Raw genomic sequence first — 16,087 nt, 5'->3', positions numbered from 1 at the left:
TTGCGGCAAGCCCCCCACTGAGCTATATCTTGAAAGTGGAAGAGGATGTCATCACGACATCACATGCCCCGTACCTTCCGCCCCCAGGCCATGATCTCCGGATCGGTGAGCGCTGCGGTGAGGAAGTCGCCGGTCAACGTCGCGCCCGCCTGCGACGGCACCGTGATCACGAACGCCCCGGATGCCTGCGCCGCGGCCACTCCGGTCGACGAATCCTCCAGCGCCACGCCATCGGACGGTTCCGCCCCGAGGCGCCCGAACGCCACGAGATAGGACTCCGGATGTGGTTTGGGAAAGGCGACGTCGTCCGCGGTCACCGCGACCTCGAAGTAGCCCCCGAACCCCGATGTGTCCAGAGCCGCGGACAGCAGTGACCGTGGGCTGTTGGTCGCCACCGCGATCGGTACCCGTCCGGCCACGGACTCGAGCAGAGCCCCGGCCCCGGGCATCGGTGCGACCCCCTGGGCCAGCTCGGCTTCCACCCGGGCCAGCAGGTCCGCCTCGATGCGGGGACCGTCGTCGGGACGACCGAAGAAGCGCGCGAGCTCCGCGCACGCGGCGGGTACCGACCGCCCGATGAGCATGTCCTTCTCGGCCGGCCCGAACCCGTGGCCGTACTCGGCGAACAACGCCGCCTCGGCACGAGACCAGCAGGACTCCGTGTCGAGAAGCAGCCCATCGCAATCGAACACGATCGCACTGACCCGGGGCGGCAGCATCATCCCCGCATCGTAACGACTTGGCTCAGCCGACGAGCTCGACCACCTCGGGTCCCACGTACGTCGCGCGGGGTCGGATGATCTTGCGACTCTGCGCCTGTTCGACGATGTTCGCGCACCAACCGACGACACGACTCACCGTGAACGTGGGGGTGAACAGGGTGCGCGGGATACCGCAGCGATCCATCACCACGCCCGCGTAGAACTCGACGTTGGCGTACAGCGGGCGGTCGGGGTGGTGTCGCGCCAACTCCGACACCACCGTCCGCTCCACCTCCACGGCGAGATCGACCGTGTCGCCACCGAGACCGATCGCGATGTCCCGCAGCAACTCCGATCGGGGATCGACGGTGCGGTACACCGCGTGACCGAATCCCATGATCCGTTCGCCCTGCGCGATCCGCGTGCGGGTCCAGTCCGCGGCCGCATCGGCCCCACCGGCGGCGACGATGTCGTCGAGGGCATCGAGCGCCCGGTCGGGAGCCCCGCCGTGCAGCGGACCGGAGAACGCACCGATCGCCCCACAGACGGCCGACACCAGATCGGCTCCGGTCGAGGCGATCACCCGCGCGGTGAAGGTCGACGCGTTGAAGCCGTGGTCGATGGTCGCGATCAGGTACTGCTCGACGGCCCGGGCGTGGTCGGGTGTCGGGACCTCGCCGGTGACCGCGTACAGCCAGTGTGCGGCGGTGTCGAGATCGTCGCGCGCGGGAACCGGCTCGTCACCGTTCGAGATGCGATGCAGCGCAGCCAGAATGGTCGGTGTCACGGCGCAGACTCGTAACGCGTGCGCGATGCGGGTGTCGGGATCGGCGTCCCACAGCGGTGCCATCCCCTCGAGGTCGGCGAGCGACGACAGCACGGTCCGCAGGCCGATGAGGGGTCGCTCACCGCCGCCGGCCCCGGCGACCACGCGGATCACCGACATCAGGTCGTCGCCGATCGCGCGCATCGATCGCACCTCCCCGACGAAACGGTTCAGCTCGCACTCCTCGGGGAGGTGACCGTGGACGAACAGGAACCACACCTCCTCGAACGTGCGATACCGGGCGAGGGAGACCGCGTCGAACTGCCGGTACTGGTAGAAACCCTCCTCGCCGCGAACGTCGCCGATCTCGGTGTGTGCCACAGACACATTGGACAGGCCCGGCTCCGCCACGATGACACTCATGTTTCCTCGTCTCTCCTCGACTTCTGCACCGTTGTGCCCCTACATTCGGCGCAAGAGCAGCACCGGTCAATGTTGATCGGATCAACATCGGCGACGGAGGTCCGAACATGGCACGGCGACATCCGCACCGATGGCCCACGGCGATGCGACACGACGGCCGTGACTACCTCACCACCGCGCAGGTGTCCCGCGCGTTGGGGATACAACCCGCATCGGTGTACGCCTACGTCAGTCGCGGACACCTCGAGAGCGTGCGGATAGCGGGCATCCGTGGCAGCCTCTTCGCCGTCGGCGAGGTCGAGGCCCTGCGGCGTCGCACCCAGCGACGGCCCCCGGCCGGGGTGGTGGAACGCATCCGCACCGAGATCACCCTGCTCGACGACGATCACCTCTACTACCGCGGCCGCGACGTCACCGAACTCGCGTTCGCCGCCGATTTCCTCGAGGTCGTCGACATGCTGTGGGCGACGACGGGCACCGGGGCCGGGCGCGATGCCGCACCGGCCATCACCCCACCGACCCTGCCCGGGACCGGTCGACGTCTCGACGGGATCCGTGTGACCGTCGACCTCCTCGGAGCCGCAGATGAGTTCCGCGGCCGTATCGCCACCGACGACGTCGCCGACAAGGCAAAAGGTGTGATCGATGCAGTCGTCGACACCATGCCCGTGGTGGCCGGGTACGACACCGGTTCGACGGTGGCACAACGGTTGTGGTGTCGGCTGTCGCCCATGGCCCCGACCCCGCGGCGGGTCCGTCTGCTCGATGCGGCGTTGATCCTGCTCGCCGATCACGACCTCGCCGCGGGCACGGTCGCGGCACGGGTCGCCGCCAGCGCACGCGGCAGCATCTATGCGGTCATCTCGGCCGGTCTCGGTGCGTTCGACGGACCCCTGCACGGCGGCGCCACCACCCTCGCCTACGAGTTCCTGGCCTCGGTGCTCGCCGACGCGGAAGGGCCGGAGCACGCCGTCGCCGACCACCTCCGCGGTCACGAGCTGCCGCCGGGGTGTGGTCACGTCGTCTACCGACACCGCGATCCGCGGGCGGTTGCGCTGCTGGACGGACTGGCCGCCGACGGTGGTGGGCGCGACGTCCTCGCCGCGGTCGACGCCGTGCGCGCAGGTGTCGCCGGGCGGCCCCGAGGGTTCGTGAACTCCGATCTCGCGTTGGCCGCGTTCACCCTGCGCTACCGCATGGTGCCCGACGCCGCCGAGACGATCTTCGCGATCGCCCGCATCGCCGGCTGGGTCGCCCACGCCATCGAGGAGTACCGCGCACCGCGCTTGCGATTCCGGCCGGAAGGTGTGTACACGGGCGTCCGACCCGCGACGTGACGGCGGTCACGGCACCGTTACCCTCGCAAAATGACCTCGAACACGGTCGACGAGATCGACGACGGCTACCAGCGCGGCCTCTCGGCCCGCACCGTGCAGATGATCGCCCTCGGCGGCGCCATCGGGACCGGCCTGTTCTACGGCGCCGGTGGCGCGATCGAGGACGCCGGGCCTGCGCTCATCCTGGCCTACCTCGTCGCCGGGCTCGCGATCTTCGTCGTCATGCGCGCCCTCGGCGAGCTGCTCATCTACCGGCCCGTCGCCGGGTCCATCTCGGAGTACGCCCACGAATTCCTCGGGCGATACCTGGGTTTCACCAACGGGTGGACCTACTGGGCGGTGTGGACCACCACCTGCATGGCCGAGATCACCGTCGCCGGGAAGTACATCAACTACTGGTTCCCGTCGATACCGGTGTGGGTCACCGCGCTCGTTGTCCTCATCGCCCTGTTCGCGGCCAACCTGATCTCGGTCAAGGTCTTCGGTGAGGCCGAGTTCTGGTTCTCGATGATCAAGGTCGCGGCGATCATCGCGATGATCGGCATCGGCACCCTCGTGCTGCTGCCCATCGCGGGCATCGGCCCCGAGACCGGGCCGTCGCTGACCAATCTCTACAACGACGGCGGCTTCTTCGCCACCGGGTTCGGCTCGGCTCTGCTGAGCCTGCAGATCGTGGTGTTCGCCTACGTGGGCGTCGAACTCGTCGGCGTCACCGCCGGTGAGGCCGCCAACCCGAAGGTGACACTGCGCAAGGCGATCAACACACTGCCGTTCCGGATCGGCCTGTTCTACGTCGGCGCGCTCGTGGTCATCCTGTCGGTGCGCGGTTGGCGTGAGTTCTCCGACGGCAACAGCCCGTTCGTCGAGGTGTTCGGCTACATCGGCATCCCCGGTGCCGCGGGCATCGTCAACTTCATCCTCCTGACCGCGGCGTTGTCGTCGTGCAACTCCGGTATCTACTCGACCGGGCGCATGCTGCGCAGCCTCTCCCAGCGGGGCGAGGCGCCGGAGAGGCTGTCGACGTTGTCGAACCGGCACGTGCCGATCGGCGGGATCGGGCTCTCGGCCGGGGTGATGGTGATCGGCGTGATCGTCAACATCATCAGCCCCGACCGCGCGTTCGCCTACATCACCTCGGTCTCCACCGTCGGCATCATCTTCGTGTGGAGCTCGATCCTCATCAGCCACATGATCTATCGCTCACGGGTGGCCGCGGGAACCGTCGAGGCATCGGACTACCGACTGCCGTGGGCTCCCATCAGCACCGTGATCGCGTTGGCGTTCTTCGCCATGGTGATCGTGCTGCTCTTCTTCAGCGACTCCGGCCGCATCGCGGTCGTCGTCGGCGCCATCTGGTTCGCCGGGGTCACCGTGGGCTACGTCGTCTCGACGCGCCGAGGCAGCCGCACCGCGGCGTGAGGATCCTCCACGCCGAGGGGCGGATGTGGCGATCGTTGCTCGCGTGGGCACGCACGGACCGTCCGGACGGTGTCCGCACGTTCGGGTACGGACGACAGGTCCGGCCGCTGCTCTACGCCGTCTGTGCACTCGCGGTCGTGGAGGGTGTCGTCATCGATTTCCTCATCGGCCTGGTCACCTCCTCGGCGACCGCCGCGATCGTCGCCGCGGTCATCCACGTCTACGCGCTCTGCTGGCTGTTGGGTATCGTCGCGTCGTTGCGCACGAGACCCCATGCGCTCGACGACGGTCGACTCGTGCTGCGCAACAGCGTCTTCTCCGGTCTCGACGTCCCGCTGTCGGCGATCGAGACCGCCGAGGTGTGTCGCGTCGACGGCTCCGGGTTCTCCGGCGTCGAGGTCGATGGGGACTCCCGGACCGCGACGCTGCGCCACGGGGACGCGACGGTGCGCCTGCATGTGCGGTCCCTCGAGATCGCCGGTGTCGTCGTCGATCGCCTCGACGTGACCGCCGACGATCCGGCGGCCCTCGTCCGGGCCGTCCGCGGAGCCCACACCGCGTGATGCGACGCCGGCCCCGATCAGGCGGGATGCGTCGCGCGTGCCTCCGATGACCGGGTACCGATCATGGCCCCGATGTCGTCGATGAGCGTCGTCATCATCTCGACGTATCCGGAGTGTTCGGGTCCCAGGTCGGCGAGCGCACCGGCACGCGCCCGTGCGGCGTCGAGGTGATCGGCCGCGGCGTCGAACGATCCGAGACGACGGAGGTTGTCGGCGATGTTCAGATGCAGCGACGGGTAGAACGCGGCGACCTGGAGGCTCACGTGGTGCTCCTGCGCGCAGGCGTCGTCGAGGACATCGGCGGCGTCGAGTGCGCGCACATCCCACATGAGCGCCTGCGCAGGATCGTCGACCATGTCGGCGAGGTGGTGGGCGAGGACGCAGCGGTGGAACGGGTCACCGCCGGCGGTGATCTCCGACCAGAGGTCGACGAGGGCGGCGCGATGGCGGGGGTCGCGGTCGACGCGATGCGCCCCGACCGCGCCGACGATGCGGTCCATGATCGGGTCGGTCGAGGCCGCCGGTGTGGTCATCGCGCCATCGTGGCAGCTCGTTCCGACACCCGACACCCGACACCCGACACCCGCCCGTCGCGGTGAGCTAGAGCCGCAGGTCGACCCACACCAACCGGTGGTCGCTGCTGACCGTCGGCGGCATCAGTTCGGCGCCGGGCTGCCCCGGCGCGGGCCAGAAGACCGCGGCGCCGGCCACCGGGAGGTCCCTCGAGGGCAGGACGTAGTCGACCCGCAGGTTGCCGGGAACCGGGTCGGAGAAGTCGGCGGTACGCAGCTGTGGTGGCGTGCGGTGACCCGTCTCGCCGACCGAGGCGACCACGGCACCCGCCGAGGTGGGCAGCGTGTCGCGCACCCGCGGCAGCGACAACACCTGAGTGATCGCACCGACGCCGGGTCCGGGCGGTCCGCCGTCGAGCGGGTCACTGTTCTGGTCGCCCACCATCACGAAGGATGCGCCGGGATCGAGACCGCCACGGCGGCCGGCGTCGTCGCGGATGTACTGCGCGCGTGCACCTCCGGCGATGTAGTCGGCGGAGAACCGCACCTCGTCGTGATTGCGCCGCCCGTTGCGGTCCTCGGGCCCGTCGAAACTCGGGGGAGTGGGATGCGACGCCAGCAGATGAATCCGTCGGCCGCGGACGTCGATGGGCAGATCCCAGTGCGACTTGCTCGACAGCCGCAGGATGTCTGCGTCGGCGCCGTAGTAGTCGCGCGGGATCAGGTTGCCCGGCTGGTCTTTCCACAGAAACTTCCCGAACGTGCGCACCTTCGCGGTGTCGATGGGGAATCTCGAGAGCACGAGCATCCCGTACTGGCCGGGGAAGGCCCCGAAACCGTAGGCGTCGTCGGGACCGTCGGTGCGCCCGTCGCCGTTCAGATCGCGTCCGGTCGGCACGCCGGTGTTCACCGGCGCGGTGTACATGAACGGGTAGTCGACGGGGGCGTGCCCGTTCTGCGACCGCTCGAGGTAGTTGTCGGTGAACGCCCTGGCGGCCGCGAGGCCCGGGTAGTAGTCGAACTCGTTGAGCAGCAGGATGTCCGGATGGTTGATCTGGACGATCTGGGCGATGACCTTTGCCTGGGCGTTCGATCCCGACTGCAAATCCGACAGCAGTGCGCCGGGCGAACCGCGGTTGAGGCTGGCGTTGAAGGTCGCGACCCGCACCGTCGACGGATCCCCGGACGATCCGAAACCGGTTGCGTCCGCGGCCGAGGTCGCCGTCACCGCGCCGAGACCGATGACGATCGCCGCGAGGAGGGCCGTACGCATGCGCATCGGGCGAACATTAGCGCCGGACAGCAAACGTGAGGTCACGCAACGGTGAACTCCCCGCTCGTACCGCTGATCGGCGTGACCGCGCCGTTCGCCGCCTTGCGGTTGCCGAGGTAGCGGATGCGGAACCGTCCGGCGGTTCCCTGGGGCACGGTCCACCGCACCGACACCACCGATGCGGTCGTCGAACCGGCCGGTCGGCGCCAGTGGAACTCGGTGCACCAGTCGTCGTCGTCGAACACGCGCGTCCATCGACCGTCCACGGAACGCTCGACCGCGAGGTAGGTGTCATCGGTGCGGAAATCGTTCGTCGGGTGCGCACCCACGAAGTCGGCCACCACCGTCGATCCGGGGGAGTAGGTCGCCCGCGGCGCGCTGAGCACGTCGCCGAAGCGACGCCCGGCGACCGCGGTGTCGGGCGGGACCGCGGGCAGCAGATCGGGTTGAATCGAGGACTTGTCGAGCGGCGCCGGGCCCCGACCGATCGCGGCTCCCGACGCCATCGACCGGGCCAGGCGGTCGAACTCCTGCAGATAGGCCGACAGCGTCCAGCGACCGAACTGCGTCTCACCACCCTCGTACTGCTGGGCGTCGTACTCCTCGGGGGTCGTCACATACTGGCTGTAGCCGTTGGCGTAGCCCTGCAGCAGGACGTCGTCGATGTCGATGCCCAGTGCCGCCGCGACCGTCCGGCGCACCCGTAGACCGGCGACGATCGTGAACTCCGCTGCCGCCGAGGCCAACACGAGATCTCCGAGACGGATCAGCTGGATGGGGAGGATCTGCGGGATCCACGGCCACGGCGGTAACAGGCCCAGCGGCGCCACGATGAGCTTCGGCGCCTGGATGTCGCGCAGCGACGCCGGGATCGGCGTCTTCTGGCCCTCGTCGAACAACGGGACCGGCAGGTTCCAGTTGTCCTCACGGCTCGTCCCGAACGCGGCGGCACCCATACACGCCGCGCCGGTCCGCGCGGGTCGGCCGTCGGGTGTGTAGCGGCCGTCGATCGCGACGGCGGCGAAATCGACGAAGGTGATCGTCGAGGCGACCCCGGTGCGCGACATCGGCCGGGCCGCACCGAGAGCCGTTGCGCCGGCGCGGTGTTGCCGATCACCGATGATGAGACAGTTCGTGCGGTTGTCGGCCGTCGGTCCACCCGGCCGCAGCGGACGCACCCACAGGTTGGGTGTCATGTCGCCGGCGTTGGTCTGCGGGAACGACGCGACGACCCCGGGTGTCTCGGCCTCGGCGCGGTAGCTGGCGTACCCCTTGTTGTCCCCGGAGATGAGCGTGTTGCGGTCGGTGAGCGATGTGCCGTGGGTGGCGAACCAGGTGATGTGCCCGATGTCGGTGCCGTCGTCGTGGCGCAGTCGCAGGGAGGTGACGGCCGGATCGATGGCCCGGGGGAAGACACGGCGATCGGAGGCGGGATTGCGGTCGAAGGCGATCCGTGACCGGTTGGCGCTCGCGTCGCCGAGTTCGGTGCGGCCCAGTGTGATCGAGCCGGGCGCCAGGTCGGCGTGTGCCCGATCGATCGCCGCGACGATGCCGTCGACCTCGGCACGGTAGGACCGCTTCTTGAAGCCGTATGCGGCGAGAGTGTAGGCGTAGTCCCACGCCGTCCCGCCGCATGAGTTGTGGTTGTGCGTCGCGTTGAGATTCACGTTGCGCTCGGTGTACACGCCGCCGAGACGTGTTCGCAGCGCCGCGATCACGCCGGAGTGCACCGACTGGAACAGGCACGCGATGTCGACGTTGACGAAGGCGACACGCTCACCGGTGGCGCGGTCGACGACGATGTACGCCCGCGCCCAGCATCGCGACAGCAGCCCGGTCGACACCTGCTCCTGCTCGGAGTATCCCATCATCCCCTCGCCCGCGACGGCGCCGGTGACGTCGGCCTTGCCCGCCCCGACCAGCATCCCGCTCGGCGCGGCGGTGGCGGGGCCGGCGATCGCGCCCGCGGCGCCGATGGCGGCGCCCGCGGCGAGGCCACCCAGAACGGTCCGACGCGAGAACTCGGTGGTCATCGGCCCAGCACTCCTGTCAGGTGATCGTTCGCGAACACGCGGTCGGGATCGAACATGTCGCGCACGGCGAGGAATTCGTCGAAACGGGGGTACACCGCGCGGAGGTCGTCGGCGGTGCGAGTGTGCATCTTGCCCCAGTGCGGTCGACCGTCGCGGGCGAACAGGATCTTCTCGACCTCGGTGAAGTAGTCGTCGTGCCGGTCGCCGTGGAACCGGTGCACCGCGATGTACCCGGTGGTGCGCCCCGACGCCGTCGACAGCATCAACTCGTCGGCCGCGGCGGCCCGCACCTCGATCGGGAACGACACCCGCCATCCCCGGGTCTCGATCAGATGCCGGATCTCGGCGACCGCCTCGGGGATCTCCGCGAGCGGGATCGCGTACTCCATCTCGCGGAATCGCACTCTGCGGTCGGAGACGAAGACCTCGTGGGAGGCGTCGACGAATCGTCGCGCCGACAGTGCCCCGCCGGCGATCCGCGCCAATCGTGGTGTGAGCGCCGGCATCCGCGCGCCGGCCGAGCACATCGCCCCGAACACCGAGTTGCTGAGCACCTCGTCGTCGAGGTAGCGCCGCACCTTGCCGGGTCCTGCGGCGGGGGTGTCGGCGGGCAGGCGCCGATTGGTCTTCGACAGTGCCACGTCGGTGTGCGGGAACCAGTAGAACTCGTGGTGGTCGTGGGTCGCGACGGCGTCGAGGAAGTCGGCGATGGCGTCGTCGACCGGCAGGGGCCGTTCGACGGCTTCGAGCGCGAACGCCGGGACGCACGCGAGGGTGATGTCGGTGATGATGCCCAGGGCGCCGAGGCCGAGGGCGGCGGCCTGCAGCGTGGTCCGGTCGTCGTCGGTGACGGTGACCGTCTCGCCGGTGCCGGTGACCAGGGTGAGCCCGACGATCTGGGTGGCGAGACCGCCGAAGTTGCGTCCGGTGCCGTGCGTGCCGGTCGAGGTCGCGCCGGAGATGCTCTGGGCGTCGATGTCCCCGAGGTTGGGCATCGCCAGTCCCAGTGGTTCGAGCAGTGCGGGCAGGTCGTGCAGGCGGGTGCCCGCGCGCACGGTGACCCGGCGGGTGGCGGGGTCGGCGTGGACGATCCCGCTCATCGCGGTCGTGTCGACCTGGATACCGGGCGCGACGGCGAGGCCGCTGAAGCTGTGCCCGGAGCCGACCGCCTTGACCGTGACCCCCTCCGAGCGTGCTCGGCGCACGACCGCGCAGACGTCGTCGGTGTCGGTCACGGTGACCACCTCGCGTGGTGTCACCGACTGCGTGCGACCCCAGTTGGTCCACGGCACGGTCGTCGTCACAGGAAACACTTCCCTTCACCTCGGTAGGTCGGCACGGTGTCGACGACCTCATCGCCGTCGACGATCACGATCGCCGCGCTGTGTTCGGCGGGTTCACCGGATTTGGTGTGGCGGAACCACACCCGGTCGCCGATCGAGAGGGTGTCGGCGACGTCGCCGTGCAGAGGGGTCTGCACCTCTCCCGCCGCCTCCCGGTCGATATAGGCCAGTCCCGGTGGCCACACGGGCAGGGGGAGTCGGTCGGGCGCCGGTGGACCCGACGCGATCCACCCGCCGCCGTGGCAGGTGACGATGCCCGGGCGCGGGCGTCGCACGACCTGCAACCCGAATCCGAGGGCGGGCTCGGGACGGAAGTGCGAGTAGGTGTCGAAGAGGTGTCCGCCGAAGAACCCACTACCCGCCGCGATGTCGGTGACCGACGGGTCGGCCGCGGTCACCTCCAGCGATCCCGTGCCGCCGGCGTTGACGAACTGGAGGTCACACAGATCGCGGATCGCGGCGATGGCGGCGCCACGGCGTCGTCGCAACTCGGCCATCGAGGCGGTCTGCATCGCGCGGATCATCCGGTTGCGCACCGGTGCCCCGCTGCTCAGGCCACCGGGCGCGGCGTCACCGACCCCCGCGATCTGGGCCTCGTACGACATCACCCCCACCAGCGTGACGCCCGGGCGGGCGATCACCGCCCGGGCCAGCGCCACGGCGTCGTCGACACTGTGGACCGGGGAACGGTGGACGCCGATGTGGCCCAGTACGGGGGCGTCGAGAGAGGCGTCGAGGTCGATCGCGACCCGGATCGGGTGTGCGCGAGCGGACACGGCGGCGTCGATGAGATCGAGGTGATCGGTCGAGTCGACGAGCAGGGTCACCCGCGCCGCGGCGACCTCGTCGGCGGCCACCGCCGCGATCGAGGCGCGGCGCGCGGTCGGATATCCCATGACGACGTCGGTGACGCCGGATCGGTTGGCGAGCCAGATGGCCTCGTCGATGTCGTAGGCCAACACCCCGGCGAAGCCGTCCCGGGCGAGGATGTCGTCGATCACCGATCGCACCCGCAACGATTTCGACGCGACCCGGATCGGCACCCCACCGGCGCGGCGACGCAGGTCGGCGACGTTGGCCTCGAACGCCGCGCGGTCGAGGGCGACGACGGGACCGTCGAGGTGTGCGGTGGCGCGGTCGATCCGGTCCCAGCGGTCGACTCCGACGGCGGTGGGGGTCATCGGACCGACCGGACGCGCAGCACCGACAGTCCGCCCGCGATGCCCAGGATCGCCGACACGGTGAACAGGGCGACGAAACCCCCTGTCGCGGCGACGATCCCGGCACCGAGCAGAGGTCCGAGGGCCTGGGGTACGGCCATGGCGATGTTCATGATGCCGAGGTCCTTTCCGGTGTGTTCGAGCGAGGGGAGCACCTGCGTGGCCAGGGCCTGATCGACCCCGAGGAAACTGCCGAAACCCGCCCCGAGCAGGGCGGCGGCCACCATCGTCGTCGAGACACCCGCGGCGATCGCGATGGTCGCCGCCGCAAGGCCCTGCAGCGCCCCAGCGGTCAGGACGAACGGTTTCCGGCGTCCGATCCGGTCGCTGAGAATGCCTGACCCGATGGCCGCCGAGATCACGAACACCATGTAGATCGCGGTGAGCAGCAACAGATCACCCTCGGCGTCGTCGACGCGGAGACCGAACTGCAGGTAGTAGAGGAGCAGGGACGTGCCGAGCGCGTTGCCGAGGTTGACCAGGATCCGGCCGAGCAGGGTCCACCCGAAGTCGGGGTGCTCGCGTGGCGACACCCACAGGTCTGCCACGACGCCGGCCACGGTGAGGCGTCGGCGGTCACGGGTCCGGTGGGGCGGGTCGTCGACGGTGACCGCGAACGGCAGAACGCACGCGACCAGCAGCACGGCGACCACGAGATTGCCTGCACCGGTGGACAGTCCGAGCGCCGAGATCAGTGCGATGCCGACGATGACGCCGATCGCCTGGGGTGCCGACACCCAGCTCGACACCACCCCGCGCTGTTCCACGGGTACCCGATCGCCGATCAGTGCGGTCAACGCCGCGGAGGCGGCGCTGAACCCGACGATGGCCACACACCACCAGACGGTGATGCCCACCAGCCCGTGTCGTGTCCCGAGGATCGCCAGAGCTGCGGCGAACACGCCCACCCCGCCCACGATCCACGGACGGCGTCGGCCGAAGCGGCTCGTGGTGCGATCCGACAACGCGCCGGTCAGGGGGAACGCGATCAGCGCGAACACCGCCGAGATCCCCGACACGACACCGAAGGTGGTGACGCTGTGCTGCCACGTGTCGTCGGTGATCGTGTCGCCGATCCCGAGGTGGTCGTTGATCTGCTCGGGCAGGCTGAGTTGGAACGGCGTCAGCTGCGCCATCCAGATCCCCACCCAGGCGACGGCGAACAGGCCGATCCACCGCGCGTCGACGCGGGCTCGCACCGCCATGGCGGGGCCGGTCACGCCGGCTCCAGATGGGTGAGCAGCACGGTCACGCAGGCATCGACGATCCGGCGGGCGTTCACCAGGTCGCCGGTGGTGAGGTAGGCGGCGGTCAGCCCGTCGGTGGCCGCGACGACCACCGGGGCCAGCTCGGCGGGCGGCGTCCGCCACCGACGCCCCGAGGCCTCGGCGGCGGCGGTCAGTGCGCGGGTGGCGAGGTGGTAGTAGCGCTCGTAGGTCCGTGCGGCCAGGGCCTCGAGACCCGGTGTGCGGCGGGCGTAGTGGGTCAGCGCCATCATGGCCTGTTCGCGCCCCGGGTCGACGACGACGCTGTCGAGGTACCCGGTCAGGCCGCCCCGTAGGAGTTCTTCGACGACCGGCCGGTCTGCGGAGTCGGTGTCCTGTGCGCCGTCGGTGGTGGCGAGCACAGCGTGCACTGCGGAGTCCTCGCTCGACAGCCCGGCGACGACCAGCGCCTCGAGCAATGCCGCCCGCGAGTCGAAGGCGTAGTGGAAGCTCGCCAACGACATCCCGGCCTCGGCACAGATGCGACGCGTCGTCGCGGCGTCGACACCGTGGTCGGCGACCACCCGGAACGCCGCCTCGACGAGGCGGTCGCGACGTTGGTCGACGGGTATGCGGGCGATGGTCGGCTCCTCGACGGGCTCAAGTGGGTCAAGTGACCCAGTTGGCGAGAACCGTAACCGACGGCGGCCGAGTGCGCGAGCATTATCGTGGGCGTCATGTCCGGCCCGGTCCCGAATTCCGCGCTCCCCAGTACGCGCGTCGACAGCTGGATCTGGGCGGTGCGGCTGACCAAGACGCGATCGCAGGCGGCGTCGGCCTGTCGCGGCGGGCACGTGAAGGTCAACGGCACACCCGCCAAACCCGCCCACCACGTCGCCCCCGGTGACGAGGTGCGACTGCGCGTCGGTGGCCGCGATCGCATCGTCGAGGTGGTGACCGTGCTGTCGAAACGGGTCGGGCCACCGGTGGCCGCGGCGGCGATGATCGACCGCAGCCCGCCACCGCCACCGCGGGAGGTGCTGGCGTCGATCCCCGTGCGCGATCGCGGTGCGGGGCGGCCCACCAAACGCGAACGTCGCGACACCGACCGCCTGCGCGGGCGTGGGGACGCGCCGTGGCCACCCGGCGAGAACCCGTCGTGATCGCATCCGGCGGCCCTACACTCGGCGGTGTGCTCCGACCCCCAGCAGCCCCGCGGTCGCTCGTCGCGATCGTGGCTGCGGTGATCGCCGTAATGGCACTGGTGTCGGGGTGTTCGGACTCCGGCGGCGGCGACTCCGCGCCGGCCTCGGCCAGCGCGGCGTCGGCCGCGGGCTCAGGCCCCTTCTTCGGCGAGTGCGGCGGGGTCACCACCGCGGAGGTGTCGCAGATCGTGGGCATCGCAGGTCTCACGAACACCACGAACAACTCGTCGGGATGCGAGTGGGTGACCAGTGCCGACCAGCTCGGCCCGCAGTTCTCCTTCAACTGGTACCGCGGCAGTCCGATCGGCCGCGAGCGCGCCACCGAACAGCTCTCCCGGGAGTCGGTCTCCGACCTCTCGATCAACGGCGCCAAGGGCTTCATCGCCTCCGACGTCGGTATCTGCGAGATCGGCATGGAGTTCGGCGGCGACTTCTTCGAGTGGTCGGTCAGCTACGGCCTGCCCGCCCCCGGGGTGACGCAACGTTCCACCGATCAGGTGTGCGGCGCGGCCAAGCAGCTGTCCACGATGTCGATCGAGCGTGCGAAGTGACGCGGCGGACGCTCGCGGTGGTGGTCGCGGTGCTCGGAGTGTGCCTGCTGGTGTTCACCGGGTGCAGCCGGTCGGTCGACGGCACCGCCGTTCCCCTGGGCGGCGGATCCGGGACCGATCCCGGTTCTGTCGACACCGACAAGTACGACGGACTGACCCTCGAGTGCACCCGGTTGCTGAGCCTCGACCAGATCGCGACCACCGTCGGTGGCACCACCGCCGAGTCGACCTTCAACGGCGCGATCTGCCGATGGGTCGTCACCGGCGCGGTCGTGACCGGCGTGACGTTCAACTGGTTCGAGACCGGCACCGTCTCGGTCGAGAAGGAGACCGCGAAGAAACTCGGGTACGAGACCGAGAACGTGCGGATCGCGAGCACCGCCGCCTTCACCCAGCGCGATCCCCGCCGGCCCGCCGCATGCGGTGTCACCGCGAACTCGCCTGCGCGCGGCGTCTACACGTGGTGGGTGGAGCCGCGCACCACGGCCGCGGCCGCCGACCCCTGTGCGGCGCCGACGAAGCTGATGGAACTGGTGCTCACCGGGGGGCAGTAGCCGCCCGTCGCGGTCATGCGGCCGCGGTGACGCTCACCGTCGCGGCGACCTGGTCGTCGACGATCAGCCACATCAGCAGCTCGTCGCCCACACGACGTCGTCGCAACGTCATCTGCGCGCCGGGGGTCACCGGGCGCAGGTACTCGATGATCGCGCGATGTCGGCGGTCGACGAGGTCGGGGTGATCGATCAGCTCGTCCTCCACCGCCTCCCAGTACGCCGCGTTGTTGAGGTGTTTGAACGGGTCGAAGTCGGTGCTGCGCAGCACGTGGACGCGGTCGGTGCCGTCGTCGTCGGGCAGCGGGGTCGGGTGCATCGTCTTCCACCGCAGTCGGTGTTCGTCGGTCATCTCGGCGAGCATGTCGAAGGCCTCGTCGGTGATCCGCGACGGCATGCCCTGGTCGTTGACGTTGATCCAGAACGCCTGCGTCTCGATCAGACCGGGCGGTCGCATCTCGGGGTTGAAGCGGTTCGTCTCGTGCTCGGCGGTGATCCGCACCCGCATGTTCGTCCATCGGGTCGACAGCGCGCCGCACCACCGCTGCAACGTCACCGTCGCCGGCCAGGTGATCGGCTCGATCACGTCGATCACCGTGCGGCGCACGATCCAGAACGGATCGGAGTCGTGGAAGTCGGTGGCCTCGATGTTGTCGTTGGCGATGTCCTGCAGGTAGCGCGCCGCACCGTCGAGACGCACGCGCATCTCCTGATCGACATCGCCGGTGCGGACCCGATAAGAGGCCTCGAAGTACTGCGCCTTGGCCAGTCGGTCGGCCAGTTCGGGATCGAACGGATACCCCGACGCGACGACGGCACTCGCAGGGACGTGGGGGGCCTCGGTCACGCAGAACACCTTCTTCACCGCTGGGGGATGGGCGTGCCCACGAGTGTCTCGTGACCCTCGGCACGCCCGGCTCGACCCTCGGAGCATAGGCTCTCCGACAGGACACGGACCGTTGTCCTGGTCTGCCTGCAGGCCGCG

General features: G+C 69.7%; 16 protein-coding genes. 6 read left to right on the top strand and 10 right to left on the bottom strand.

What is annotated here, in order from left to right:
• Positions 1 to 59: 59 nt before the first annotated feature.
• Both ACQ7HM_RS01305 and ACQ7HM_RS01300 read right to left on the bottom strand, forming a co-directional pair.
• Positions 60 to 722 (bottom strand): HAD family hydrolase, encoded by a 663-nt coding sequence (locus tag ACQ7HM_RS01305; RefSeq protein WP_434214440.1) that lies wholly within the window; start codon positions 720 to 722, stop codon positions 60 to 62.
• Between the two features lie 22 nt (positions 723 to 744).
• A complete protein-coding gene (locus tag ACQ7HM_RS01300) occupies positions 745 to 1,890 on the bottom strand; it encodes a citrate/2-methylcitrate synthase (protein WP_434214439.1) in 1,146 nt (381 codons plus the stop codon).
• Positions 1,891 to 1,997: 107 nt separating this feature from the next.
• Between ACQ7HM_RS01300 and ACQ7HM_RS01295 the strand changes: the two genes are divergently transcribed.
• The 3 genes from ACQ7HM_RS01295 to ACQ7HM_RS01285 are packed head-to-tail and all read left to right on the top strand — an operon-like array spanning position 1,998 to position 5,209.
• Entirely contained in the window at positions 1,998 to 3,227 is a 1,230-nt protein-coding gene (locus tag ACQ7HM_RS01295) for a citrate/2-methylcitrate synthase (RefSeq protein ID WP_434214438.1), read from the top strand.
• Between the two features lie 30 nt (positions 3,228 to 3,257).
• Positions 3,258 to 4,646 carry an amino acid permease gene (locus ACQ7HM_RS01290; RefSeq protein WP_434214437.1) on the top strand — a complete coding sequence of 463 codons (1,389 nt, stop codon included), beginning with the start codon at positions 3,258 to 3,260 and terminating at the stop codon, positions 4,644 to 4,646.
• Positions 4,643 to 5,209 (top strand): hypothetical protein, encoded by a 567-nt coding sequence (locus ACQ7HM_RS01285; RefSeq protein WP_434214436.1) that lies wholly within the window; start codon positions 4,643 to 4,645, stop codon positions 5,207 to 5,209. The genes ACQ7HM_RS01290 and ACQ7HM_RS01285 overlap by 4 nt, the downstream gene beginning before the upstream one ends.
• Positions 5,210 to 5,226: 17 nt before the next feature.
• Here ACQ7HM_RS01285 and ACQ7HM_RS01280 read toward each other — a convergent pair whose 3' ends face one another.
• The 7 genes from ACQ7HM_RS01280 to ACQ7HM_RS01250 all read right to left on the bottom strand — a co-directional run bounded on the left by ACQ7HM_RS01280 (position 5,227) and on the right by ACQ7HM_RS01250 (position 13,427).
• Complete coding sequence (locus ACQ7HM_RS01280; RefSeq protein ID WP_434214435.1) at positions 5,227 to 5,742, bottom strand: hypothetical protein; 516 nt, start codon at positions 5,740 to 5,742, stop codon at positions 5,227 to 5,229.
• Between the two features lie 67 nt (positions 5,743 to 5,809).
• Positions 5,810 to 7,000, bottom strand: a complete 1,191-nt coding sequence (locus ACQ7HM_RS01275; protein WP_434214434.1) for an endonuclease/exonuclease/phosphatase family protein — start codon at positions 6,998 to 7,000, stop codon at positions 5,810 to 5,812.
• Between the two features lie 35 nt (positions 7,001 to 7,035).
• A complete protein-coding gene (locus ACQ7HM_RS01270) occupies positions 7,036 to 9,027 on the bottom strand; it encodes a neutral/alkaline ceramidase (protein ID WP_434214433.1) in 1,992 nt (663 codons plus the stop codon).
• Positions 9,024 to 10,331, bottom strand: a complete 1,308-nt coding sequence (locus ACQ7HM_RS01265; protein WP_434214432.1) for a D-arabinono-1,4-lactone oxidase — start codon at positions 10,329 to 10,331, stop codon at positions 9,024 to 9,026. Before ACQ7HM_RS01265 ends, ACQ7HM_RS01270 begins: the two co-directional genes overlap by 4 nt.
• A complete protein-coding gene (locus ACQ7HM_RS01260) occupies positions 10,328 to 11,551 on the bottom strand; it encodes an alanine racemase (protein ID WP_434214431.1) in 1,224 nt (407 codons plus the stop codon). The genes ACQ7HM_RS01265 and ACQ7HM_RS01260 overlap by 4 nt, the downstream gene beginning before the upstream one ends.
• Positions 11,548 to 12,810 carry an MFS transporter gene (locus tag ACQ7HM_RS01255; RefSeq protein WP_434214430.1) on the bottom strand — a complete coding sequence of 421 codons (1,263 nt, stop codon included), beginning with the start codon at positions 12,808 to 12,810 and terminating at the stop codon, positions 11,548 to 11,550. The genes ACQ7HM_RS01260 and ACQ7HM_RS01255 overlap by 4 nt, the downstream gene beginning before the upstream one ends.
• A complete protein-coding gene (locus ACQ7HM_RS01250) occupies positions 12,807 to 13,427 on the bottom strand; it encodes a TetR/AcrR family transcriptional regulator (protein ID WP_434215598.1) in 621 nt (206 codons plus the stop codon). Before ACQ7HM_RS01250 ends, ACQ7HM_RS01255 begins: the two co-directional genes overlap by 4 nt.
• A gap of 105 nt (positions 13,428 to 13,532) precedes the next feature.
• On the opposite strand from ACQ7HM_RS01250, the gene ACQ7HM_RS01245 reads away from it, so the two are divergent.
• Genes ACQ7HM_RS01245 through ACQ7HM_RS01235 form a run of 3 tightly spaced genes read left to right on the top strand, consistent with a single transcriptional unit; the run spans position 13,533 to position 15,105 of the window.
• Complete coding sequence (locus ACQ7HM_RS01245) at positions 13,533 to 13,958, top strand: RNA-binding S4 domain-containing protein (protein ID WP_434214429.1); 426 nt, start codon at positions 13,533 to 13,535, stop codon at positions 13,956 to 13,958.
• A gap of 29 nt (positions 13,959 to 13,987) precedes the next feature.
• Positions 13,988 to 14,551 carry a DUF3558 domain-containing protein gene (locus ACQ7HM_RS01240; protein WP_434214428.1) on the top strand — a complete coding sequence of 188 codons (564 nt, stop codon included), beginning with the start codon at positions 13,988 to 13,990 and terminating at the stop codon, positions 14,549 to 14,551.
• Positions 14,548 to 15,105 carry a DUF3558 domain-containing protein gene (locus ACQ7HM_RS01235; RefSeq protein ID WP_434214427.1) on the top strand — a complete coding sequence of 186 codons (558 nt, stop codon included), beginning with the start codon at positions 14,548 to 14,550 and terminating at the stop codon, positions 15,103 to 15,105. The genes ACQ7HM_RS01240 and ACQ7HM_RS01235 overlap by 4 nt, the downstream gene beginning before the upstream one ends.
• 13 nt (positions 15,106 to 15,118) lie before the next feature.
• Here ACQ7HM_RS01235 and ACQ7HM_RS01230 read toward each other — a convergent pair whose 3' ends face one another.
• A complete protein-coding gene (locus ACQ7HM_RS01230) occupies positions 15,119 to 15,883 on the bottom strand; it encodes an acyl-[acyl-carrier-protein] thioesterase (protein ID WP_434215597.1) in 765 nt (254 codons plus the stop codon).
• Positions 15,884 to 16,087 lie beyond the last annotated feature (204 nt).

Origin of the sequence: Williamsia sp. MIQD14, from assembly GCF_051025635.1 — a bacterium.
In the GTDB taxonomy this organism is placed as follows: Bacteria; Actinomycetota; Actinomycetes; order Mycobacteriales; family Mycobacteriaceae; genus Williamsia_A.
The sequence above is the reverse complement of the archived record's forward strand: the minus strand, read 5'-3'. Positions and strand labels throughout refer to the sequence as shown.